Genomic DNA, 22,865 nt, shown 5'->3' with positions numbered 1-22,865 from the left:
GGAAAACCAGCCCCACCACACCCAAGCAACCCAAAGAGTCACTGGATTCCGGTCTTGATTTCGGGGATTTGGCCGCCCACGGTTACCAGCTCTTCGCTGTCTCCCTCGCGGCGACTCAGAAAACAATACACCCACCCCACCCCCACCGCAACCCAACCAAAAACGCGCAGGACGCACAGCAAAACCCTTGAATTACCGGGGTTCTTGGGCCGTCCACGGCGGTCAACCGGGTCATCACGGCCCGAATCAGTTTTATGGACCGCGTCACAGTAGGGCATGCTGGCCCGGGCCGGCGGCTGTTGACCCCGTTCACCCGGAGGCCTCCCGGCCAACCGGACGTCCTGGCTGCTGGCCCGATGCCGACAGCCCGCAGCATGTCCGCCCACAACACGGCCTCCACAAACCACAGTCCCGATACGTCCGGAAGCTGCTGTGGATGAAGTTCCTCACCAAAACATCCGGGACTGAAACCTGGGAACCAAACAGCCGGCGTCAGCGGCCTGAACAGCCACGGCCACCGCCACCCGGCCTGGAGCGCGGTGGGGATAACGGCGGGGGGATATAGGGATGAAGGATCTGCAGAACGGTGCCGGCGGAGCTGCCGGCACGGCCGGTTGTGGAGCCACCACCGCTCATTCGCACCGCGGTCAGTAGTTGACGCACCGGCTGGCAGTTGCCTCCCGGGAGCCGGAACATCCCGACGGGCGGCGGCCCTAAACGGCTCAGGCCCCGACCTGACTTGGCTCATTTCCTTAGTGCGTGAAATTTTGGCTCCTGGATCGCGTCGAGGATGGCTTGCTGTTCCGTGTTGATGTCGGGGGCGAACCTCTGAGTGGTGCCGTTGATGGCGATGGTCGCCGAGCGCAGCGGCCGGAGTTGCTTAATGACGTTGGCAACCGCCAGTCCGGTTCTGTTCTGGATGGTTCGGGAGACGGCCAGCGCGGTGAACACGATCGTCAGGTGTGCCTCGATTGCGTCGCGGGTGCGGTGGAACATGGGTCTGGCCCGGAGGTCTGTTTTGCTCATCCGGAAGGACTGCTCGACGTGCCAGAGGTCGTGGTAAGAACCGATGACTTCCGTAGCCGTCATGACGTTAGCGGGGATGTTCGTGACGTAGCCTTTCAGGCCGGCGAGTTGCCGGGCTCGTGTCAGTGATGCCTCGTCGAGGCATCGTTTGCCGCCGGCGGTCTTGACGAAGCGCGGGGTCCGGGCCGCTTTCTGTCCCTCGATGACCTCGCGGGCCCGGTTCTCCTGGGCCGTGAGGGTGGTCGCGTCGCGGACCGCTCTCTTGCGGGAGTAGGCCCACACCGCCCGCCAAGAGCCGGGATTCGTGGCGGGGTCCCAGACGGGTTCGGCACGGAGGTCGGGGTTGTTCTCCTTCGTGTGGCCGGTTCTGGGTGTGATGGTGTCGATCAGTTGCCCGTCGGTGAACGCGTCGCCGTGCCAGCGGAAGTGCGAGGCCAGGTCGGTGGGGGCCTTGGTCATCCGGGAGCCGACGATGAACCGCAGGTTCGCCTCGTCGAGTTCGCGCAGGTTGCCCGCGGAGAGCATGCCGGCATCGGCCACGACGACCATGTCGGCCAGGTGGTGGCGGGCCTGGAACTGCTTGATGATCGGGATCATGGTCGAGGTTTCGGCCTTGTTGCCTTCGAAGCAGCCGATCTCCAGCGGGAACCCGCCGCGGTCCACGAGCAGGTCGACGACGATCTGGGGATCGACGCAGCGTTCCTTGGAGTACCCGACCTTCCGCAGCTCGTCTTCCTTTTCGGCCTCGAAGTAGAGGGTGGTGACGTCGTAGAGCACCAGGGAGATGTCGCCGCTGGTGCTGGCGTGCTGGAAGCACCAGGTCGCGATCCGGTCCCGGTACTTGCCCGCAGCCGCGCGGCCGAGGGTGCGCTTCATCGTTGCGTAGCTGGCCGCGGGTTGGCCCAGGTCCCGCAGAACTCTGCCGGCGTCCAGCAGCGATGTCGGTTCGACGACCCGGGCGATCACCAGGTCGCGGAACACCTCATCATCCAGCCCATCAAACCCCAACGCTGTGAACACGCCGGCCAGCGCGTCGGACAGGATCCTGGAGTCGGTGCCGACCACACGTCCGGGACCGTCACGATCGGCTGATACCGCCGCGTCAGGAACGGTGAACAGACCCGGATCGCCGACCGGGGTAACGAGGCCTTTCACCGGAGGCGTTGGCTCGATACCGAGATCGAGGACGCCCTGGGCAGGGTTGGCCAGCAGTTCCCGGGCGCGCTGCAGCAGCATGCCGAGTTCGGCCTCCGTATGCGCCGAGCCGACGTGCTCCACAATCCGCTGCCGGCCACGGACGTACTCGGCGATCTGCACGGCCGTCGCTCCCGAGGCCGTCCGCACCCTCCTGATGAACGCCACACCGTGACACTAAAACAAAACCCCTTAGTGCGTGAAAAAGCACCATTCCGCCGACATCACCGCAGGTCAGAGCGTTGCGCGACCGCGAAACCACGACCCGTGAGCCAACTCAGGCCGACGGGCGGCGGCCCTAAACGGCTCAGGCCCCGACGCAGATGTCGGGGCCTGAGGGCCGGGGAGAGTGGTGTTTTAAATGCGGGAGAGCCCCGACCAATTGCTTGGTTGGGGCTCTCGACCTAATGGTTGTCCGGCGGTGACCTACTCTCCCACACCCTCCCGGGTGCAGTACCATCGGCGCTGTGGGTCTTAGCTTCCGGGTTCGGAATGGGACCGGGCGTTTCCCCCACGCTATGACCGCCGTAACCCTGTTACCCGAACCCCCTTTTTGGCGTGTGCCGGCGGGGGTGGGAAGACTGTGGTTACCAACTTGTGGTGTTGTATTCAGTTATCTTTGGTTCCTGCCAGGCAAACCCGCCGGGGGTTTGTTGGTTGGGAACCACATAGTGGACGCAAGCAGTTGTGTTTCTTGTGAGGGGTCAAGTTGTTGGCCTATTAGTACCGGTCAGCTTCACGAGTCGTTAGTCCTCGCTTCCACATCCGGCCTATCAACCCAGTGGTCTGGCTGGGGGCCTCTCACACAAAAAGTGTATGGAAATCTCATCTTGAAGCGAGCTTCCCGCTTAGATGCTTTCAGCGGTTATCCCATCCGAACGTAGCTAATCAGCGGTGCACTTGGCAGTACAACTGACACACCAGAGGTTCGTCCGTCCCGGTCCTCTCGTACTAAGGACAGCCCTTCTCAAATTTCCTGCGCGCGCAGCGGATAGGGACCGAACTGTCTCACGACGTTCTAAACCCAGCTCGCGTACCGCTTTAATGGGCGAACAGCCCAACCCTTGGGACCTACTCCAGCCCCAGGATGCGACGAGCCGACATCGAGGTGCCAAACCATGCCGTCGATATGGACTCTTGGGCAAGATCAGCCTGTTATCCCCGAGGTACCTTTTATCCGTTGAGCGACGGCCATTCCACAATGTACCGCCGGATCACTAGTCCCGACTTTCGTCCCTGCTCGAGATGTCTCTCTCACAGTCAAGCTCCCTTGTGCACTTACACTCGACACCTGATTGCCAACCAGGCTGAGGGAACCTTTGGGCGCCTCCGTTACTTTTTAGGAGGCAACCGCCCCAGTTAAACTACCCATCAGGCACTGTCCCTGACCCGGATTACGGGCCGAAGTTAGATGTCCAAAGTGACCAGAGTGGTATTTCAACGATGACTCCACCCGAACTGGCGTCCGGGCTTCAACGTCTCCCACCTATCCTACACAAGCCACTCCGAACACCAATACCAAACTATAGTAAAGGTCTCGGGGTCTTTCCGTCCTGCTGCGCGTAACGAGCATCTTTACTCGTACTGCAATTTCGCCGAGTTTATGGTTGAGACAGCGGGGAAGTCGTTACTCCATTCGTGCAGGTCGGAACTTACCCGACAAGGAATTTCGCTACCTTAGGATGGTTATAGTTACCACCGCCGTTTACTGGGGCTTAAATTCTCAGCTTCGCCCTGAAGGGCTAACCGGTCCTCTTAACCTTCCAGCACCGGGCAGGAGTCAGTCCGTATACATCGTCTTGCGACTTCGCACGGACCTGTGTTTTTAGTAAACAGTCGCTTCCCCCTGGTCTCTGCGGCCCCGATCCCCTCCCGGCAGCGTGTGCCGTTCAAGGTTGGGGCCCCCCTTCTCCCGAAGTTACGGGGGCATTTTGCCGAGTTCCTTAACCATAATTCTCTCGATCGCCTTAGTATTCTCTACCTGATCACCTGTGTCGGTTTGGGGTACGGGCGGCTAAAACCTCGCGCCGATGCTTTTCTAGGCAGCATAGGATCACCGAATCCCCCCTTTACGGGAGTCCCGTCAGATCTCAGGCACATGAACAGCGGATTTGCCTACCGTTCGCCCTACATCCTTGGACCGGGACAACCATCGCCCGGCTCGGCTACCTTCCTGCGTCACACCTGTTAATACGCTTGCCTCCCAGGATCAGGTCCCGCGCTCCACCAAAACCCTTCCGTCCAAAGGACGGTCAGGCAGGTCTCGGGCGGTTAGTATCCCCTGTTCAACATGGGCGGTTTTTCGCCGGTACGGGAATATCAACCCGTTGTCCATCGACTACGCCTGTCGGCCTCGCCTTAGGTCCCGACTTACCCAGGGCAGATTAGCTTGACCCTGGAACCCTTGATCATCCGGCGGACGGGTTTCTCACCCGTCTTTCGCTACTCATGCCTGCATTCTCACTCGTGTAGGCTCCACCGCTGGTTTACACCGCGACTTCACCGCCCACACGACGCTCCCCTACCCATCCACACTCCTGAACCACAAAGGCTTAGAACATGTGTGAATGCCACAACTTCGGCGGTGTACTTGAGCCCCGCTACATTGTCGGCGCGGAATCACTTGACCAGTGAGCTATTACGCACTCTTTTAAGGATGGCTGCTTCTAAGCCAACCTCCTGGTTGTCTGAGCAACTCCACATCCTTTCCCACTTAGCACACGCTTAGGGGCCTTAGTTGGTGGTCTGGGCTGTTTCCCTCTCGACTATGAAGCTTATCCCCCACAGTCTCACTGCTGCGCTCTCACTTACCGGCATTCGGAGTTTGGCTGACGTCAGTAACCTTGTAGGGCCCATTAGCCATCCAGTAGCTCTACCTCCGGAAAGAAACACGCAACGCTGCACCTAAATGCATTTCGGGGAGAACCAGCTATCACGAAGTTTGATTGGCCTTTCACCCCTACCCACAGCTCATCCCCTCCATTTTCAACTGAAGTGGGTTCGGTCCTCCACGACGTCTTACCGTCGCTTCAACCTGGCCATGGGTAGATCACTTCGCTTCGGGTCTAGATCACGCCACTGCAACGCCCTGTTCAGACTCGCTTTCGCTACGGCTTCCCCACACGGGTTAACCTCGCGACGTAACACTAACTCGCAGGCTCATTCTTCAAAAGGCACGCCGTCACAACTACAAGGCTGCTCCGACGGATTGTAAGCACACGGTTTCAGGTACTGTTTCACTCCCCTCCCGGGGTACTTTTCACCTTTCCCTCACGGTACTGGTCCGCTATCGGTCATTAGGGAGTATTTAGGCTTATCAGGTGGTCCTGACAGATTCACACGGGATTTCTCGGGCCCCGTGCTACTTGGGATACTCATCAAAGGCGGTGCACAGCATTACGGTTACGGGGCTAACACCCTCTACGGCCGGCCTTTCAAGACCGTTCACCTATACCAGCACCCTCACCTCCCCGGTCCGGCAGAACCAGGACAACAAGTCCCACAACCCCGCCCATGCAACGCCCGCCGGCTATCACACATGGAAACGGTTTAGCCTGATCCGCGTTCGCTCGCCACTACTAACGGAATCACTGTTGTTTTCTCTTCCTGCGGGTACTGAGATGTTTCACTTCCCCGCGTTCCCTCCACGCACCCTATGTGTTCAGATGCGGGTCACCAGGTCACTCACGCGCCTGGCGGGGTTTCCCCATTCGGACACCCTGGGATCACAGTCCGGTTATCGACTCCCCCAGGCTTATCGCAGATTCCTACGTCCTTCTTCGGCTCCTAATGCCAAGGCATCCACCGTGTGCTCTTAAAAACTTGACCACAAAGATCAAAAACATTTTCTCGAGAGAACCACAGAAACCAACCACACACCCACAAGGGCATCCGGCCAGATCCAGGTTCTAATATCTTGGAAATTGCTTCTTATACAAGATGCTCGCGTCCACTATGTAGTTCTCAAACAACAACCCCGTACCACACATCCCACACACACTTTCAGTGCATGCGATCGGTGCAGCCAGGAAACCAGAAACAAACAACCCGGGAAAGAACAACCCCTCCCGGCCCTGTTGCCTCAGGACCCAACAGTGTGCCAAACACCAAACCAAACAACCCCCGCCCCGCCGTTCCAGGACAGCACCCGCAAAGGCACCGACCGTACTAAACCAGGGACAACGAACCGTCCGGCAGCTATTTATTGATATTCCACCCATGAGCACCCGCCACAGAACATCCGTCTGTGCTGCGGGCCTTTACTCCTGACAGCACCAGCCACCAGGCATACACCCGGCCACCATGCTGTAGGTGCTCCTTAGAAAGGAGGTGATCCAGCCGCACCTTCCGGTACGGCTACCTTGTTACGACTTAGTCCCAATCGCCAGTCCCACCTTCGACGGCTCCCTCCCACAAGGGGTTAGGCCACCGGCTTCGGGTGTTACCAACTTTCGTGACTTGACGGGCGGTGTGTACAAGGCCCGGGAACGTATTCACCGCAGCGTTGCTGATCTGCGATTACTAGCGACTCCGACTTCATGGGGTCGAGTTGCAGACCCCAATCCGAACTGAGACCGGCTTTTTGGGATTAGCTCCACCTCACAGTATCGCAACCCTTTGTACCGGCCATTGTAGCATGCGTGAAGCCCAAGACATAAGGGGCATGATGATTTGACGTCGTCCCCACCTTCCTCCGAGTTGACCCCGGCAGTCTCCCATGAGTCCCCACCATCACGTGCTGGCAACATGGAACGAGGGTTGCGCTCGTTGCGGGACTTAACCCAACATCTCACGACACGAGCTGACGACAACCATGCACCACCTGTGAACCGGCCCCAAAAGGAGAAACCACATTTCTGCGGCGATCCGGTCCATGTCAAGCCTTGGTAAGGTTCTTCGCGTTGCATCGAATTAATCCGCATGCTCCGCCGCTTGTGCGGGCCCCCGTCAATTCCTTTGAGTTTTAGCCTTGCGGCCGTACTCCCCAGGCGGGGCACTTAATGCGTTAGCTACGGCGCGGAAAACGTGGAATGTCCCCCACACCTAGTGCCCAACGTTTACGGCATGGACTACCAGGGTATCTAATCCTGTTCGCTCCCCATGCTTTCGCTCCTCAGCGTCAGTTAATGCCCAGAGACCTGCCTTCGCCATCGGTGTTCCTCCTGATATCTGCGCATTTCACCGCTACACCAGGAATTCCAGTCTCCCCTACATCACTCTAGTCTGCCCGTACCCACCGCAGATCCGGAGTTGAGCCCCGGACTTTCACGGCAGACGCGACAAACCGCCTACGAGCTCTTTACGCCCAATAATTCCGGATAACGCTTGCGCCCTACGTATTACCGCGGCTGCTGGCACGTAGTTAGCCGGCGCTTCTTCTGCAGGTACCGTCACTTTCGCTTCTTCCCTACTGAAAGAGGTTTACAACCCGAAGGCCGTCATCCCTCACGCGGCGTCGCTGCATCAGGCTTGCGCCCATTGTGCAATATTCCCCACTGCTGCCTCCCGTAGGAGTCTGGGCCGTGTCTCAGTCCCAGTGTGGCCGGTCACCCTCTCAGGCCGGCTACCCGTCGTCGCCTTGGTAAGCCATTACCTCACCAACAAGCTGATAGGCCGCGAGTCCATCCAAAACCGCAAAAGCTTTCCACCCCCCACCATGCGATGAGGAGTCATATCCGGTATTAGACCCAGTTTCCCAGGCTTATCCCAGAGTCAAGGGCAGGTTACTCACGTGTTACTCACCCGTTCGCCACTAATCCCCGGTGCAAGCACCGGATCATCGTTCGACTTGCATGTGTTAAGCACGCCGCCAGCGTTCATCCTGAGCCAGGATCAAACTCTCCGTTGAAGTAAAACAGACACAACCAGGCACAATGGAAATAACACCACACCCGGCTGCACAAAATTTGAAACCAGCCAAAACACCAGACCACACCACGGGGGTGGGCGGCCCGGCAATTCAACCAATCAATAAAAAATCGGTATCAATAAACTTGGCACACTATTGAGTTCTCAAACAACAGACACACCCGGCACCACCCAAACCAACGTTCAGGATCGCTCCGGAGCAACTTTTCAAACTTACCCGGTTTCACTCCCCGACGCAAATCCGTGTCTCAGGATTCTCATCAGCAGGAAAACCAGCCCCACCACACCCAAGCAACCCAAAGAGTCACTGGATTCCGGTCTTGATTTCGGGGATTTGGCCGCCCACGGTTACCAGCTCTTCGCTGTCTCCCTCGCGGCGACTCAGAAAACAATACACCCACCCCACCCCCACCGCAACCCAACCAAAAACGTGGCTCCCGGGCGGCCAAAACCGCTAGATTCCGCAGGCCAGAAGGTGAGATACGCAAAAAAGGCGCCCGCCGCCGTCGTAATTCAGTTCTGTGTGGTGCGTCACGCCTGCTTACCCCCGGCACGAAGAGCCGTTAAACGCAAAGGAGGGCCGACAACCAAATGGTTGCCGGCCCTCCTCAAGCTGCTGGAATCAGCGATGCTGGATTACCAGGAAGACTTGGTGATGCCCGGAAGCTCGCCCTTGTGGGCCATGTCGCGGAAGCGAACACGGGAAATACCGAACTTCTGGAAGGTACCGCGCGGACGGCCGTCGATGATGTCGCGGTTGCGCAGACGGATCGGGGAGGCGTTGCGGGGCAGCTTCTGCAGGCCGAGGCGTGCAGCTTCGCGTGCTTCGTCAGTCGCGTTCGGGTCAACCAGGGTCTTCTTCAGCTCGAGGCGCTTTGCAGCGTAACGCTCAACGATGACCTTGCGCTGCTCGTTGCGAGCAATCTTGGACTTCTTAGCCATGTGTTTAGCGCTCCTCTCGGAATTCGACGTGCTGGCGGATCTTGGGGTCGTACTTCTTCAGGACCAGGCGGTCCGGATCGTTACGACGGTTCTTGCGGGTTACGTAGGTGTAACCCGTGCCCGCGGTCGACTTGAGCTTGATGATCGGACGTACGTCCTTGTCCTTTGCCACTAGAGCTTCACTCCTCGTGCCAGGATGTCGGCGACGACAACGTCGATGCCGCGTACGTCGATGGTCTTGATGCCCTTTGCAGAGACCTGCAGAGTGACATTACGGCGCAGGGACGGAACCCAGTAGCGCTTCTTCTGAATGTTCGGGTCGAACCGGCGCTTGTTGCGGCGGTGCGAGTGCGAAATGCTGTGTCCAAAGCCCGGCTCGGCTCCGGTCACCTGGCAGTGTGCTGCCATGACGACTCTCCTCTGAAAAAATGAATGAAACGGCGGGCAGAGTTCTGCTTCACCGTGCGGCAGGCGACGTCCGCATCCAGCTTCACACATTCCGCAGGTCGCAAACACCGGCGAACCGGGTCACTGCGGCGGAATGCGATGAGCCACGGACACTTGGCAATGGAGGCCACTGCGAAGTCCCGGGATACTGGGCGAATACAGGAATGCACGCAACTTGAGCCCCTAACTACCGGCCTGAAGGGACTGTGAATACTGACTACAGCCGCCGCAAACCGGAGCAATTGCACACGCTCCGCGCCACCTGGCGCCAACCAAGTCTACGAGACACGCGAATTAAAGACCAATCCGTCGGGAAAGGGTGTATAAAGCCCCCCGGCGCCGTCGCCTGCTGAAGTTCCGAAGACGGTGGGTTTTCGGCGGCTTTGCCACCGCAGGTTCCCGCAGGGTAAAAGACGTCCGACGGCGGGCCAACGCGCCGCAGCCACGTCCGGTATCGCCCGCTAGAGCCGGGTGAGCTGGGCGTACCTGGGCTTCAGGTTGTCACCGGAGGACTTGCCCGTGACCCGGCGGACTACCCATGGCCCGGCGAATTCCCGGACCCAACGGGCGTTGGCCCGCAGTGCCTCCGCCTTGCTGAGTTCGGGGACGGGAGTCATGGGCGGAACCTCGATGGAGTGCTCGTGTTCGAGGACCGTCAGGACGCGCTTGGCCATGTTTGCGTGGCCGGCTGCTGACATGTGCATCCGGTCCCGGGCCCACATGCCCCAGTCGTAGTATTCGTTGAAGCGCCAGTAGTCCACCAGCAGGGCGCCGTGGTCACCGGCGATCCCGCGTACCAGCTCGTTGTAGATGGCTGTCCGGCCCCGCATCGTGCCAAAGACCTTGGAGCCCCGCGCGTCGAAACCGGTGAACAGCACCACCGTGGCGCCGGTCGCCGTGAGCTTTTCAACGGCCTTCTCGTAGTCCACGAGCAGGTCGTCGATGTCGATCTTGGGCCGGAGGATGTCGTTGGCGCCGGCATAGAGGGACACCAGCGTTGGGTTAAGAGCGATGGCGGCGTCCACCTGCTCGGCCAGGATCTGGCGCAGCTTGCGGCCACGGATCGCCAGGTTGGCGTAGCCGAAGCCCGGGTCGGCCGCAGCCAGCTGCTCCGCCACGCGGTCAGCCCAGCCGCGGACACCGTTGGGCCGCGTCGGGTCGTCGTCGCCCACGCCCTCCGTGAAGGAATCTCCGAGGGCAACGTACCGGGCCGTGAAATCCATGGAAGCAAGTCTGCCACCCGTTGCCGGGAGCAACCAAGACGGGCTGGTACCGGCGGCGGCCGCCGGCTGCGGTTCCCGGAGGCTACTGCTCTTGGCGCTACTGCTGCCGCTCGCGGAGAATCCAGTGGTTGCTGTCCAAGCGGGCCACGATCTTTTCGCCGATCCGGGCGAGGTCAGCAACATCACGCTCACTCAGGGCGTCGAGGAACAGCGAGCGGACGGATTCGACGTGGCCCGGTGCCAGTTCCACGATCGTGGCCATGCCCTGTTCGGTGAGGTGTGCGGTGGTGACGCGGGCGTCGCCGGGATGCGGCCGGCGTTCCACCCAGCCGCGGTTCTGGAGTTTAGTGACCACGTGCGACAGCCGGGAGAGGGAGGCGCTGGTCCGTGCGGCCAGCTCGCTCATCGGCAGGAACCGTCCTTCGGCTTCGGAGAGCATCGCCAGCACGTTGTAGTCGAACAGCGACACCTTTCCGGCGGCATGCAGCTGGGTATCGAGCGACGCGGGCAGCATGGTGTTGATGCTGAGAAGGGCAAGCCATGCCCGGCGTTCATTGGCGTTGAGCCAGCGCGGTTCGGTCATTACTCCATCCTAGGAGAACTGACGCTTGACGGTTCAAGGCACGGTCCGGCGGCGGTCAGCCGGGCGGCCAGGGCTGTGGCGGTAGGCTGGCGGTCATGTACGTAGTTTCCCTGACTTACAAAGTTGCCCAAGAGATTGTGGACCAGCACCTCGATGCCCACGTGGACTGGCTGAAGGATGCATTCGACGAAGGCGTCTTCATCGCCGCCGGCCGCAAGGTTCCGCGGACGGGCGGCGTGCTGCTTTCCAAGGCTGACCGGAACACACTCGATGAGTCGTTGGCCAAGGATCCCTTCAACGTGCATGGCGTTGCCGACTTCGACGTCATGGAATTTGCCGCCAACCGCACTGCACCGGGGTTCGAGAACCTGCTGGACTAGAACCGGCCGGGCTGAACCCGCCGGACTAAAACCGGATGGCTAGGTGTATTGACCTGAGAGGTTGGTGACGCGGCTGACCGGTGTCTGACCTTTGAGGGCGGTGTGGGCTCGGTGGTGATTGTAGGCATGGAGCCAGTCGGGGAAAGCGGCGACACGCTCGGCCTCTGAGCGGTACGGGCGGATGTAGGCCCATTCCTCGAGCATGGTCCGGTTGAAGCGTTCGACCTTGCCGTTGGTTTGTGGCCGGTAGGGGCGGGTGCGTTTGTGCTTGATGTCCGGGCCCAGGGCTTCAGCGAAAGCGCGGGACCGGTAGCAGTTCCCGTTATCGGTCAGGACGCGCTGGACGGTGATTCCGTGGGCGTTGAACCAGGCATTGGCCCGGGACCAGAAGGCTGCTGCTGTTTCCTTTTTCTCGTCGGTGAGGATCTCGCTGTAGGCAAGACGTGAGTGGTCATCGACGGCGTTGTGGAGGTAGTGATAGCCGGGCCGGCGGTTGGCCGTGGTGCCGGTCTTGTTCTTCCACCCGGCGGTCCTGCCCAGGACCCGGTGTCCGCCGCCATTGGGGATACGGCCGAGCTTTTTGATGTCGACGTGGACCAGGTCCCCGGGCTTGTCGTGTTCGTAGCGGCGGATCACCCTGCCGGTGCCGCGATCGAGCCAGGCCAGTTTCGCGAGCCGGTAGCGGGACAGCACACGATGGACGGTGGAGGGGTGGATGCCCAGCAGATAACCGATCCTGGCAGGGCCCCACCGGCGGTTCACACGGAGGGCGATGATCCGCCGCTCGGTACGCGTGGCAGTCCGCCGAGGCGAAGAGTGCGGGCGGCTGGAGCGGTCCTCCATTGCTTCCGGTCCATGCTCGCGGTAGCGCTCAGCCCAGCGCGCAGCGGTCGGGACCGAGACCTGGAACCGTTCCGCGGCCCGGCGCAGACTCCAACATTGGTCAACGACACACTGCGCGAGCTGCAGCCGGCCACGGGGCGTCAGAAGAGCGTTAGGGTGGGACATGAAGACCTCCGTGCGTGGAATTGGACTCTAGACAAGCCCCACTCCACCCGGAGGTCTTCTTCATGTCACCGAACCACGCCGAGCGTCACTAACGTCCGTGGTCAATACAGCTAGGAGGCCGGCGGCTCCATCAGCTTTTTCAGCCCGCCTTTGCGCGGCACCTTCACTGGCTGGGGCCAGCGGGGACTAAGGTTGTCGCCCAGCGTGACGCCGCGAAGCTTGCGGCCAAACAGCGGCAGCACCCAGTCTTTCACCCAGCGCCGCTGCCGCCGCTCCCAGTCGCGGAGCGTCACCCTGGCCGGCGGCTCCCACTCCTTCAGGCTGATTTTGTGCGGCACGCCCAAATGGTCGAGGACCTGGGCCGCGAGGTACTTGTGGCCGGCCTTGGACATGTGCAGCCGGTCGGTGTCCCACATCCTGCGGTCGTGGAAGGCCTCGAAGCACCAGTAGTCCACGAGGACGGCCCCGTATTTGGCGGCTAGCTGCCGGACCCGCCGGTTATACAGGGTGTTCCGCTTCTTCAGCGGTTCAAGCACGGCGGATACCTTGACATCGAAGCCTGTGAACAGCACCAGGGTGGCGCCCGTGGCTGCCAGCCGTGCCACCAATTCCTCATATTGGGCCAGCAGCTGGTCCATGTCCGTGCCGAAGTCAAGGATGTCGTTCCCGCCGGCGTAGAGGGTGATGAGCGTGGGCTCCATGGCCAGTGCCTGCTCCAGCTGTTCGTCCACGATGTGGCGCAGGCGCTTGCTCCTGATGGCGAGATTGGCGTAGTGCCAGCCGGGTTCTGCCTTGGCGAGTTTCTCCGCCACCCGGTCAGCCCAACCGCGCACTCCGTTGGGCAGCTTGGAGCTCCGGTCGCCCACGCCTTCCGTAAAGGAGTCCCCCAAGGCAACGAATACGCGCCGCCTTCCCCGGTCAGGAAGCAATGGAGAGACACCCACCCGGACAAGATACACACGCACAGCAACACCCAGGGAAACCCCAGATGAACGACGGCGGGCCCTCCCAACGCATTCGAGGTGCGGAAGCGTCGGGGCTCAGACGGCAGGAGCTGAGGAAGCGTGGTGGTTCAAGCGGCAGGAGCTGAGGAAGCGCCGGGGTTCAGGCGACGGGAGGTGAGGGAGCGTCTGTGCCGGCGGCCCGGAACTCGGAGACTCAGAGCTCGGCTTTACCCTGCCGCCAGTACCCCATGAAGGCCACCTGCTTCCGGTCAATGCCGACGTCGCGCACCAGGTAGCGCCGCATCTCCTTGATAACCCCGGCTTCCCCGGCGATCCATGCGTAGAACGGCAGGGCTCCGGCGGGCTTGTCCGGGTTTTTCGTGGCGCTCACGGTGGCGGCATCGAGGCGCGCCGGGGTTTCCCAAAGGATCTCCTGGTCCACGTTCACGTCGTCGGGCTCCGGGCCGGCGGCTTCGGCGGACTTGATGCCCACCCAGCCGGGCACGGGGACAGCCGACCGCACCGCTTCCTGAAGGAGCTCACCGTGCGGACGGGACCTGCCGATCGAGGCGCCGCGTGCCAGCCAGGTGATTTCGACGTCGGCTGCTGTTTGCAGGTCCAGGAAGTCCCCGGCCTCCGGCACTTCCAGGAAAGCATGCCCTGTCATGTAGTCGGGCAGGCTTTCCAGAATGGCGCTGATGGCGGGGACGGCCGTCTCGTCACCGGCGAGGAGCACGCGTCCGGCCAGGCCGGGGCGCCATTCGACACCCGAGTACGTTTCCGCGGTGGCGCATTGTGCCGCGCGGTTGTTCGGCCCGATCAGGGTGAGTGCGTCGCCCGGTTTGGCCGTCAGCGCCCAGTTCGCCGCGGGACCGCCGTTGCCCTCGGCGTCGAAGTGCATGACGAAATCGACATCGATCTCCGGGTACACGGCGTCCAGCCGGGCCTGCCGGACGGTGTAGGTCCGCATGGAGCCGCGGGTGGCGGGGTCCATGGCCAGCCACTCCTGGTACCAGCCGCTCTCCTCCATCCGGAACTTCGGCAGCGGAAGCCGGGTGCCGTCCGGCGCCAGCGAGGGGATCATGAGTTTGATGCGCAGATCCAGGCTGTCTCCGTTGACGCCGAAGTCGCGCAGGGAGTAGCCACCCAACGTCACGCGCCGGAAGTTCGGGCTGAGCTCCTGCACCGCGGAGACGGTGACATCGAACGCCAGGGTCATCGGCTCGGTGGCGATCCCCGGACGGTCCGTGGTGGAGGTGCGGGCGGGACCGTTATGTACTGCACTCATGAAGCAATCTCCAGGGTCGTCGTCGGAACTTTTGGGTCTGCGTGGTGCCTGCCGAGCGGGATGATCAGCGGAGTGCCGGACACCGGATCCGGCACCACCCGGGATTCCAGTCCGAAGACATGCCGGACCAGTTCCTCGGTGATCACGCTGGACGACGTGCCCTCTGCCACGATCCGCCCGGCCTTCAGGGCGATGACATGGTCCGCGTACCGCGCGGCGAGGTTGAGGTCGTGCAGCACGATCGCCACGGTGGTGCCGCGCTGCCGGTTCAGGTCGGTGACCAGGTCCAGCACCTCAACCTGGTGGGCGAGGTCCAGGTAGGTGGTGGGCTCATCAAGCAGCAGCACCTCCGTTTCCTGGGCGAGCGCCATGGCGATCCACACGCGCTGGCGCTGGCCGCCGGAAAGTTCGTCGACGTTCCGCCCGGCGAGCTCCAGCGTTTCGGTGGCTTCCAGCGCACGCTGCACCGCGGCGTCGTCCTTCTCCGACCAGCTGCGGAAGAAGCCCTGGTGCGGGTACCGTCCGCGGCCCACCAGGTCGCGGACGGTGATGCCGTCCGGCGCCATCGGATGCTGTGGCAGCAGGCCGAGGGTGCGGGCCAGCTCACGCGCCGGGCGGGAGTGGATGTCCTTGCCGTCGAGCGTGACTGTACCGCCGGCCGGCTTGAGGAGGCGGGACAGGCCGCGCAGCAGCGTGGATTTGCCGCAGGCGTTGGCGCCCACGATCATGGTCACCCTGCCCTCGGGGATCTCCGCCGTGAGGTTTTCCACGACCCGCCGCTGGTCGTACTGCAGCGTGAGGTCCCGGGCTTGCAGAACAGCCATCAGGCATCCTTTCGGTTGGACGTGACCAGGAGCCACAGCAGGAACGGGGCGCCGAGTGCGCCGGTGACCACACCGACGGGCAGGACGGTGCCGTCCAGCAACAGCGGGGCGATGTTGGCGGCGAAGTAGTCCGCCGCCAGGACGATCAGGGCGCCCACCAGGGCCGACGCCGGGAGGCTGGAACGGCCGGTGAAGCGGCGCGCGATGGGGGCGGCAAGGAAGGCGACGAACGCTACCGGCCCGGCGGCCGCCGTCGCCACTGCCGCAAGCGCGACGGCGGTGAGCACCAGTCCCAGCCGGGTGCCACCGACGCGGATGCCAAGTCCGGCTGCGGCGTCGTCCCCCAGTTCGAGGATGCGCAGCGGCCCTGCCAGCAGGCCGGCGACCGGAACCAGGACCAGCAGCGTCAGGACCAGCACCCCCGCGCGGTCCCAGCTGGCGGAGTTGAGCGAGCCGTTGATCCAGATCAGCGCCTCGGCGGCGGTGCGGATATCGGCACGGGTCATGAGGAAGCTGACCATCGCGTGCAGCGCGGCGGCGATGCCGACGCCGGCGAGGATGAGGCGGCTGCCGGCGGCGTTCCCGCGGCTGCCGCCGCCGGTGCCCAGGGAGCCGCTGCGGGAAATTCCGTAGATCAGTGCCGCCACGGCCATGGCGCCGCCCAGGGCAGCGCCGGACACCACGGCACCGGAGGCACCGAAAACCACGATGGCCAGGACCGCCGCCGCGCTGGCCCCGTAGCTGATGCCGATCACATCCGGGCTGGCCAGCGGGTTGCGCAGCATGGTCTGGAACAGCGCACCGGAGAGTCCGAACGCCAGGCCGATCAGCGTGCCGATGACAGCGCGCGGCAGCTTGGCTTCCATCACGATGAAGCTGGCGCCGGGGATCTTCTCGCCGCCCGTGAAGTGGGCGGTGAGGATTTTGAAGAAGTCGGGAATGGTGACGGTGTAGCTTCCCAGCAGGATGCTGGCGGCCAGAAGAAGCACGACGCCGGCAGCCAGTACCGCTGTACGGTTCAGTTTGGTTCGCCGGTTCGAAGCGCGAACGGGCACTTGTGGCCCCGGACCGGGCTCATTTGGGGCCTTATCTGTACGTTCGCGCATCCTGGTGTTCAAATCGAAGGTCACAGTCCCGCACCCTTCCCGCGGCGGACCAGCCAGACGAAGACCGGGGCGCCGATAAGGGCGGTCATGATGCCGGCCGGGACCTCGCCGGGAAGCAGGATTACGCGTCCGACGACGTCGGACACCAGCAGCAGTGCCGGTGCCAGCACCGCGGAGAACGGCAGGATCCAGCGGTAGTCGGGCCCGGTCAGGAAGCGCACCGCGTGCGGGACAACGAGGCCGACGAACCCAATGGGCCCGGCCAGCGCCGTCGCCGACCCGCACAGCAGGACGATGCCCAGCGCGGTGACGGCCCGGGCCAGGCCGACGTTCTGGCCCAGGCCCCGGGCCACATCGTCGCCGAGTGCCAGGCTGTTGAGGACCCGTCCGGCCAGGAGCACGATCAGTGCCCCGGCGGCGAGGAACGGCAGGCCGGGCAGCAGCACGGACCAGTCACGCCCGGCAATGCCGCCCACCTGCCAGAAGCGGAAGCGGTCCAGGGTGTCCTGGCTGGAAACCAGGATGACGTTCATCAGGGAGAACAGCCCGGCGCTGAGGGCGGCGCCCGCCAGGGCGAGCTTGACCGGCGTCGCGCCGGCCCGGCCCATGGAGGCGATGAGGTAAACGACGACGGCGGCCGCGGCGGCGCCGATGAAGGCGAACCAGATGTAGCCGGTCAGCGAGGAGATACCGAAGACATAGATCCCGGTGACCACGGCCAGTGCGGCGCCGGCGTTGATGCCGATGATGCCCGGGTCGGCCAGCGGATTGCGCGCCACGCCCTGCATCGCCGCGCCCGCCAGGCCCAGCGCGGCACCTGCAAGCAGGCCCAGTATGGTCCTCGGGATCCGGGCGTGGACCACGGCGTGGTCGCCGTCCGCCGGGTTGAACTCGGTCAGCGCCTGCCACACGGTTTCGAGGGACAGGCCGCGGGCGCCCACGGCGAGTGAGGCTCCGCAGACAACAGCAAGCACGACGACGGCAACCACCAGCCAGGCAGCGCGCGGCCCGCGGACCTTGCGTGCAGGCTGGGCGCGAGCGGACAGTTGTGGCCCAACAGGTGCGGCCACAGGGGCCACAAGTGTCCGTTCGCGCTTCCCGGAGGAGGCCGCCGTCGTGCTTGATGTCATGGCTGGGAACTACTTGGCGGCTGCGTCAGCGCCGGCTGCGAGCTGCGGCAGGAACTTGTCCAGGGCCCACGGCAGGCTCAGCGGGGACGACGCGGAGATCGCCAGCGTCAGGGTGTTGTCCGAGTCGGCAACCAGGGCGCCCTTCTTGACGGCCGGGATCTGGCTCAGCAGGGGATCCTTGATGATCTGGTCCTTGGTCTTGGCATCCGGAACCCAGGTCACAAAGACGTCGGATTCCAGCTCGTTGGCCTTCTCGGCGGACCACGCTGTGAAGAACTCCTTGGAGCCCTTGGACTTCTCCTCCACAATGGCGGCCGGCTTCATGCCGATCTCGGTCAGGAAGCGCGGGCGATTGTCCGCTGCGAGGTAGACGTTCACGCCGTCGCCCTTGGCCGGCTCCAGGTTGCCGTAGATGAAGGACTTGCCCGTGATCTGCGGGTACTTGGCGGCCTCGGTCTTGATGGTGGCCTCGGTGTCGGCAACGAGCTTCTCCGCTTCGGCGGTCTTGCCGAGGGCCTTGCCGATCAGGGTGGTGGCTTCCTGCCACGGAGTGCCGTAGGCGAGCTCAGGCTGGGCCACGACGGGCGCAATTTCGGTGAGCTTCTTGTAGTCCGCGGCTTCGAGGCCGGAGTAGGCGGCCAGGATGACGTCCGGGTTGAGCTTGGCGATCTCGGTGGAGTTGATGCCGTCGGCCTCGGAGAACTGGACCGGGGCCTTGTCGCTGCCGAAGGAGGCGCCCAGCTTCTCGAGGGCGGCGTCCTTCCACGGGGTGGAGCCCTTGTCGTTGTTGCCCCACTCGTTCTTCGGGACGCCGACGGGAACCACGCCGAGCGCGAGGGCGATGTCGTCATTGACCCACGAGATGGTGACAACGCGCTTGGGCTGTTCCTCGATGGTGGTTTCGCCGAAGACGTTCTTGATGGTCACCGGGAACTGCGCGCTCGCGGAAGCCGTGGATCCGGTGTCCGCGGAGGACGACGCCGGCCCGGTGGAGCATGCGGTCAGGGAAAGCGCCGCAGCGGCAAGGACAGCGGTGGCCTTGCCGGCGGTCTTGAACAGGGAGCGGCGGGTGGTGCCGGCAGCAGGGCCGCCGGTAACAGCCTGCCGGCCGGAGAAGAGGGGGGAAGTCACGGAACTCCTTAGGTGAATGAAGCGAACCTAAGTAAGGCTAGCCTATCCTTCCGAAGATTACGAAAGCTTTGCATCACGTAATTGCGCGCAGTGGCCAGACTAGCTGCAAGCGTCTTGCAGGGAAAGGGTGAACGGTGGTTCACTTTGAAGGAGTAAACGCCCGTTCACCCTTTGTCGGGCCCGACGTCCCCGCAAAGGCCTGCCCACATGACAGCTCCTCCCGCCCCGAAGCCGGCCCGCAGCCCCTCCGCCATCACCGCGGTCCTGGCGCTCAGCGGCACACTCGTGGCCCTCATGCAGACCCTGGTGGTGCCGCTGCTGCCAGATTTTCCGCGGATCCTGGCGGTTACTGCGGACGACGCATCCTGGCTGGTGACGGCGACGCTCCTCGCGAGCGCCGTCGCCACGCCGATCGTGTCCCGCAGCGCGGACATGTACGGCAAGCGGAAAATGATGGTTGCGTGCCTGGCCATCATGGTGGCGGGCTCGGTCATGGCCGCCCTGGGCGGCACGTTCCTGTGGCTGATCATCGGGCGGGCACTTCAGGGGTTCTCCGCCTCCCTGATCCCCGTAGGCATCAGCATCATGCGCGACGAACTGCCCAAGGAAAAGATGGGCTCCGCCGTGGCACTGATGAGCGCCACCCTGGGCATCGGCAGTGCCATGGGCCTGCCGCTCGCCGGCCTCCTCTACGAAAGCCTCGGCTGGACATCGATCTTCTGGGTTTCCGCCGCCGCCGGCACACTGCTGCTGCTCGCCGTCGTGCTCGTTGTCCCCGAATCCAGGGTGCGCACCCCCGGCCGCTTCGACTACGCCGGCGCGCTGGTGCTCTCCGCCGCGCTGGGTTCGCTGCTGCTGGCCATCTCCAAGGGCGGCGCCTGGGGCTGGGGCTCGGAACCCGTGCTCCTGCTGTTCCTCGCCGCGGCGCTCCTGCTGGCCGCCTGGATTCCTTACGAGCTCAGGGTGGGCCAGCCCATGGTGGATCTTCGCACCACGGCGCGGCGGCCTGTCCTGATGACAAACCTGGCATCGCTGCTGATCGGCTTCGCCATGTTCGCCAACATGCTCCTCACCACCCAGCAGCTGCAGCTTCCGCACGCCACCGGCTACGGCTTTGAACTAAATGTCATCATGGCCGGTCTGTGCATGGTGCCGTCCGGCCTGGCCATGGTGGTGTTCGCCCCGGTGTCCGGCGGCATCATCCGGCGCTTCGGGGGCAGGGCCGCGCTGATGGCGGGTGCGGGGGTGATGATTGCCGGGTACGTGGGCCGGGTGTTCTTCTACGACTCCATCACGTGGGTGGTCATCGGCTCCACGGTGGTGAGCATCGGCACGGCCATTGCCTATGCCGCCATGCCAACGCTGATCATGGGTGCCGTCCCGATCACGGAGACCGCGTCCGCCAACGGCCTGAACAGCCTGGTCCGTTCCATCGGCACCGCGACCTCCAGTGCCGCCGTCGCCGCCGTGCTCACCTCCGTGACCATACCGCTCGGCGCCGCCCGACTCCCCTCGCTTGAGGCTTTCAGGGACGTGTTCTGGATGGCCGCACTGGCGTCCGCCGCCTCCGTCCTTGCCGCCGTCTTCATCCCGCGCGCCGCCCACCGCACCGCTGCCGAGAAGCCGGCGGTGCCGGCGGCAGCCGAACTCGTGGTGCAGGGACGCGTCCTGGCGCCCGACCACCGCCCGCTCACTCCCGCCGTCGTCACCGTCCTCCGGACAGAAGGCGAGCCGGTGGACTGGAGCCGCGTGGACAGCGACGGCAACTACTCGGTGGCGCTGTCGGGCGCCGGGAAATACCTCGTGGTGGCCAACGCCGCGGGCTGGGCGCCGATGGCGGAGGTCTTCGATTTCGACGGCCGGACGCTGAAGCAGAATTTCCTCCTCCACGAGCGGCTGGAAATCGGCGGCCGGGCGGCCGTCGGCGGTGAGCCCGTTGCCGGAGCGGTGGTGACGCTGCTGCACGCCACCGGCGAGCATGTGGCCACCGCCAGGACGGACGACGACGGCGTGTACACCCTTCCGCTGCCTGCCGCCGGACGCTACATAGTGACTATGCTTCATCCCGTGACTCATCAAGCCGTGGCCCGGAAGCTCGCCGTCGACAACCGCTCCCTGACCGTGGACCTTTCAGCTGAACCGGTACAGGGGAACGGCACAGTACAGGCAACCGCCCGACGGGCCGGCGGAGAGCCAGTGCCGGCATGAGCAGCCCCAGCCAGGAGTCCATCCTCAGCGCGGCGGGGCGGCTGTTCGGCGAGCGGGGCTACCGGGCCGTGACGGTCCGGGACATCGCCGCCGAGGCCGGGGTTTCGGCGGCCCTGGTGATGAAGCTCTTCATCTCCAAGGCGAAGCTCTTCGCAGCTGTGCAGCCGGACGAATCGCTGCTCACCGAACTGACCGTCCCCGCATCCGAGCTCGGCGGCGCTCTCGTCTTCCGCGTGCTGATGCGCCGGGAACGCGGCATGCAGGAACCCTGGGCCATCATTCCGATCAACGTCCACGACGCTCCGGATCCTGAAGCCGCACGGAACGAACTGCGCGAACGCTACCTTGGCAGCATCGCAAAGCTCATCGGGGACGCGACGCCGGACCGCCGCTATGCATCGACGGTCACCGCGCTGATGACCGGCTTCGGGGAAACCGTGCGGACGCTGGGGCTTTTCGACGGGTGGGACTTTGACGAGCTGGTCGCCTATTACGGCGGGATTGTGCAGGCCCAGATCGACGCCTGCACGGCCGCGCACTCCTAGCCTCCCCGGCGCTCATCCCCTCGCCCACAACGCAACGCTCCCGCACCTCAGTGCGGGAGCGTTGGCTGATTTGCTGCAGGAGCTGAGAGAGCGTCAGCTGTAGGAGATGCTCAGCAGCAGCGCCTTGAGCGCCTGCCCCTCCGCGCCCGCAAGCCAGGACTTGGCCGCGGCGTCGTTGGCGAAGGGCTTCTCGATAAACTGCACGTCGGCCAGGATGACGCCGTCCGCGGTGCGGATAATGCCGTCCAGCGCGGCTTCCTGTCCTGACCTGGGTGCTCCGGCCGACAGGTGCATGCGGTAGGTCGCGTTGGCGTCCATGCGGTCCACGTAGAACGCGTAGTGGGCGGCGGGTGCCGGCTGGGCCGCGAGGCCCGGCACCGGCGCGGACTCAAAGACCGTGCGGGTCACCGGGTGGGAGACGCCATCGGCAATCTTTCCGGAGTACACGGTGGCCTGCCTGGTGCCGCTGGCGTCGATGACCGTGGCGGTAGCGGACTCCGACGGCGACCCGGCACCGGTGAAGAGCTCGACCTTCCAGTCGGCCGGGTACTTAAAGGACACATGCCCGTTCGGGAAGGTGTACGTCTTCAGCCCGGCGGGCGCCGGCGCGGACGACGGCGTGGTCCCCGGTGAGACAGCACCGCCGGCACCGCCAGTGGCGGAGGAGGACGGGCTCGGTGAAGCCGATGGCGTTGCGGAAGCAGCGGGTGAGGACGCGGAAGCAGCAGATGCCGTCGCTGAAGCAGCCGGTGCGGACGACGAAGCGGCGGGTGCGGTTGCCGAGGGTGTTGCCGAAACCATGGCCCCGCAACCGGCCAGCGAGAAGGCGGCGGCAGCAAGGGCGGTAATAACGGGGGCGCGGAACGCAGGGCGCATGATGGTGCCTTTCGAAATGACGCCGTCAAGCTCTCAGGGGCTGCTCTGCCCGCCGCATGGGAGTGTCCATGACCCTGTGAAGCGTTTGGCGAAGACTGGTGGAGCCACCACAGTCGCACGCCAAAACAGCCCCACACTAGAG

At 63.7% G+C, this 22,865-nt stretch carries 17 protein-coding genes and 3 rRNA genes; 3 read left to right on the top strand and 17 right to left on the bottom strand.

The features are described 5' to 3' along the window. Positions 1-744: 744 nt before the first annotated feature. The 9 genes from BWQ92_RS11545 to BWQ92_RS11505 all read right to left on the bottom strand — a co-directional run bounded on the left by BWQ92_RS11545 (position 745) and on the right by BWQ92_RS11505 (position 11,283). Positions 745-2,388, bottom strand: coding sequence for an IS1634 family transposase (locus BWQ92_RS11545; RefSeq protein WP_076799660.1), 1,644 nt, complete (start codon positions 2,386-2,388; stop codon positions 745-747). A gap of 245 nt (positions 2,389-2,633) precedes the next feature. Further along, positions 2,634-2,750 (bottom strand): 5S ribosomal RNA (gene rrf / locus BWQ92_RS11540). A 170-nt stretch (positions 2,751-2,920) separates the two neighbouring features. Then, positions 2,921-6,048 (bottom strand): 23S ribosomal RNA (locus BWQ92_RS11535). A 494-nt stretch (positions 6,049-6,542) separates the two neighbouring features. Continuing rightward, a 16S ribosomal RNA gene (locus tag BWQ92_RS11530) occupies positions 6,543-8,068 on the bottom strand. The 16S, 23S and 5S rRNA genes sit together here, the layout of an rRNA operon. Before the next feature lie 656 nt (positions 8,069-8,724). Beyond that, a complete protein-coding gene (gene rpsN, locus BWQ92_RS11525; RefSeq protein ID WP_076799658.1) occupies positions 8,725-9,030 on the bottom strand; it encodes a 30S ribosomal protein S14 in 306 nt (101 codons plus the stop codon). A gap of 4 nt (positions 9,031-9,034) precedes the next feature. Then, entirely contained in the window at positions 9,035-9,202 is a 168-nt protein-coding gene (gene rpmG, locus BWQ92_RS11520) for a 50S ribosomal protein L33 (protein WP_003798558.1), read from the bottom strand. Beyond that, positions 9,202-9,438 (bottom strand): 50S ribosomal protein L28, encoded by a 237-nt coding sequence (gene rpmB, locus BWQ92_RS11515; protein ID WP_003798559.1) that lies wholly within the window; start codon positions 9,436-9,438, stop codon positions 9,202-9,204. Before rpmB ends, rpmG begins: the two co-directional genes overlap by 1 nt. A 500-nt stretch (positions 9,439-9,938) precedes the next feature. Further along, positions 9,939-10,700 carry an SGNH/GDSL hydrolase family protein gene (locus BWQ92_RS11510; protein ID WP_076799657.1) on the bottom strand — a complete coding sequence of 254 codons (762 nt, stop codon included), beginning with the start codon at positions 10,698-10,700 and terminating at the stop codon, positions 9,939-9,941. Positions 10,701-10,797: 97 nt separating this feature from the next. Beyond that, a complete protein-coding gene (locus tag BWQ92_RS11505; RefSeq protein WP_076799655.1) occupies positions 10,798-11,283 on the bottom strand; it encodes a MarR family winged helix-turn-helix transcriptional regulator in 486 nt (161 codons plus the stop codon). 95 nt (positions 11,284-11,378) lie between these two features. On the opposite strand from BWQ92_RS11505, the gene BWQ92_RS11500 reads away from it, so the two are divergent. Next, on the top strand, positions 11,379-11,663 hold the full coding sequence (locus BWQ92_RS11500) for a YciI family protein (protein ID WP_076799653.1): 285 nt from the start codon (positions 11,379-11,381) through the stop codon (positions 11,661-11,663). Between the two features lie 39 nt (positions 11,664-11,702). On the opposite strand, the gene BWQ92_RS11495 is transcribed toward BWQ92_RS11500, so the two are convergent. The 7 genes from BWQ92_RS11495 to BWQ92_RS11465 all read right to left on the bottom strand — a co-directional run bounded on the left by BWQ92_RS11495 (position 11,703) and on the right by BWQ92_RS11465 (position 19,094). Beyond that, on the bottom strand, positions 11,703-12,671 hold the full coding sequence (locus BWQ92_RS11495; RefSeq protein ID WP_076799652.1) for an IS481 family transposase: 969 nt from the start codon (positions 12,669-12,671) through the stop codon (positions 11,703-11,705). Between the two features lie 110 nt (positions 12,672-12,781). After that, a complete protein-coding gene (locus tag BWQ92_RS11490) occupies positions 12,782-13,615 on the bottom strand; it encodes an SGNH/GDSL hydrolase family protein (RefSeq protein ID WP_076803672.1) in 834 nt (277 codons plus the stop codon). 214 nt (positions 13,616-13,829) lie between these two features. Continuing rightward, positions 13,830-14,903 (bottom strand): siderophore-interacting protein, encoded by a 1,074-nt coding sequence (locus tag BWQ92_RS11485; RefSeq protein ID WP_076799650.1) that lies wholly within the window; start codon positions 14,901-14,903, stop codon positions 13,830-13,832. Next, the gene (locus tag BWQ92_RS11480; RefSeq protein WP_076799649.1) at positions 14,900-15,727 is read right to left on the bottom strand and encodes an ABC transporter ATP-binding protein; all 828 of its coding nucleotides are present in this window, start codon (positions 15,725-15,727) and stop codon (positions 14,900-14,902) included. Before BWQ92_RS11480 ends, BWQ92_RS11485 begins: the two co-directional genes overlap by 4 nt. Continuing rightward, a complete protein-coding gene (locus BWQ92_RS11475) occupies positions 15,727-16,833 on the bottom strand; it encodes a FecCD family ABC transporter permease (RefSeq protein WP_076803671.1) in 1,107 nt (368 codons plus the stop codon). Before BWQ92_RS11475 ends, BWQ92_RS11480 begins: the two co-directional genes overlap by 1 nt. Before the next feature lie 20 nt (positions 16,834-16,853). Continuing rightward, positions 16,854-17,963 carry a FecCD family ABC transporter permease gene (locus BWQ92_RS11470; RefSeq protein ID WP_076799647.1) on the bottom strand — a complete coding sequence of 370 codons (1,110 nt, stop codon included), beginning with the start codon at positions 17,961-17,963 and terminating at the stop codon, positions 16,854-16,856. A 9-nt stretch (positions 17,964-17,972) separates the two neighbouring features. Beyond that, on the bottom strand, positions 17,973-19,094 hold the full coding sequence (locus BWQ92_RS11465; RefSeq protein WP_076799645.1) for an iron-siderophore ABC transporter substrate-binding protein: 1,122 nt from the start codon (positions 19,092-19,094) through the stop codon (positions 17,973-17,975). Positions 19,095-19,301: 207 nt separating this feature from the next. Between BWQ92_RS11465 and BWQ92_RS11460 the strand changes: the two genes are divergently transcribed. Then, on the top strand, positions 19,302-21,302 hold the full coding sequence (locus tag BWQ92_RS11460; RefSeq protein WP_076799643.1) for an MFS transporter: 2,001 nt from the start codon (positions 19,302-19,304) through the stop codon (positions 21,300-21,302). Next, the gene (locus BWQ92_RS11455) at positions 21,299-21,847 is read left to right on the top strand and encodes a TetR/AcrR family transcriptional regulator (RefSeq protein WP_076799642.1); all 549 of its coding nucleotides are present in this window, start codon (positions 21,299-21,301) and stop codon (positions 21,845-21,847) included. Before BWQ92_RS11460 ends, BWQ92_RS11455 begins: the two co-directional genes overlap by 4 nt. Positions 21,848-21,940: 93 nt before the next feature. On the opposite strand, the gene BWQ92_RS11450 is transcribed toward BWQ92_RS11455, so the two are convergent. Then, positions 21,941-22,723 (bottom strand): hypothetical protein, encoded by a 783-nt coding sequence (locus BWQ92_RS11450; RefSeq protein ID WP_076799640.1) that lies wholly within the window; start codon positions 22,721-22,723, stop codon positions 21,941-21,943. Between the last annotated feature and the right edge of the window lie 142 nt (positions 22,724-22,865).

The organism is Arthrobacter sp. QXT-31 (assembly GCF_001969265.1).
Classification (GTDB): Bacteria; Actinomycetota; Actinomycetes; order Actinomycetales; family Micrococcaceae; genus Arthrobacter.
This window is presented reverse-complemented; position numbering and strand designations above follow the sequence as displayed.

Coding starts and splice junctions, on each gene's coding strand:
- rpsN (WP_076799658.1), bottom strand. CDS start 9,030: ATGGCTAAGAAGTCCAAGATTGCTCGCAACGAGCAGCGCAAGGTCATC.
- rpmB (WP_003798559.1), bottom strand. CDS start 9,438: ATGGCAGCACACTGCCAGGTGACCGGAGCCGAGCCGGGCTTTGGACAC.
- BWQ92_RS11510 (WP_076799657.1), bottom strand. CDS start 10,700: ATGGATTTCACGGCCCGGTACGTTGCCCTCGGAGATTCCTTCACGGAG.
- BWQ92_RS11505 (WP_076799655.1), bottom strand. CDS start 11,283: ATGACCGAACCGCGCTGGCTCAACGCCAATGAACGCCGGGCATGGCTT.
- BWQ92_RS11500 (WP_076799653.1), top strand. CDS start 11,379: ATGTACGTAGTTTCCCTGACTTACAAAGTTGCCCAAGAGATTGTGGAC.
- BWQ92_RS11495 (WP_076799652.1), bottom strand. CDS start 12,671: ATGTCCCACCCTAACGCTCTTCTGACGCCCCGTGGCCGGCTGCAGCTC.
- BWQ92_RS11485 (WP_076799650.1), bottom strand. CDS start 14,903: ATGAGTGCAGTACATAACGGTCCCGCCCGCACCTCCACCACGGACCGT.
- BWQ92_RS11480 (WP_076799649.1), bottom strand. CDS start 15,727: ATGGCTGTTCTGCAAGCCCGGGACCTCACGCTGCAGTACGACCAGCGG.
- BWQ92_RS11475 (WP_076803671.1), bottom strand. CDS start 16,833: ATGCGCGAACGTACAGATAAGGCCCCAAATGAGCCCGGTCCGGGGCCA.
- BWQ92_RS11470 (WP_076799647.1), bottom strand. CDS start 17,963: ATGACATCAAGCACGACGGCGGCCTCCTCCGGGAAGCGCGAACGGACA.
- BWQ92_RS11460 (WP_076799643.1), top strand. CDS start 19,302: ATGACAGCTCCTCCCGCCCCGAAGCCGGCCCGCAGCCCCTCCGCCATC.
- BWQ92_RS11455 (WP_076799642.1), top strand. CDS start 21,299: ATGAGCAGCCCCAGCCAGGAGTCCATCCTCAGCGCGGCGGGGCGGCTG.
- BWQ92_RS11450 (WP_076799640.1), bottom strand. CDS start 22,723: ATGCGCCCTGCGTTCCGCGCCCCCGTTATTACCGCCCTTGCTGCCGCC.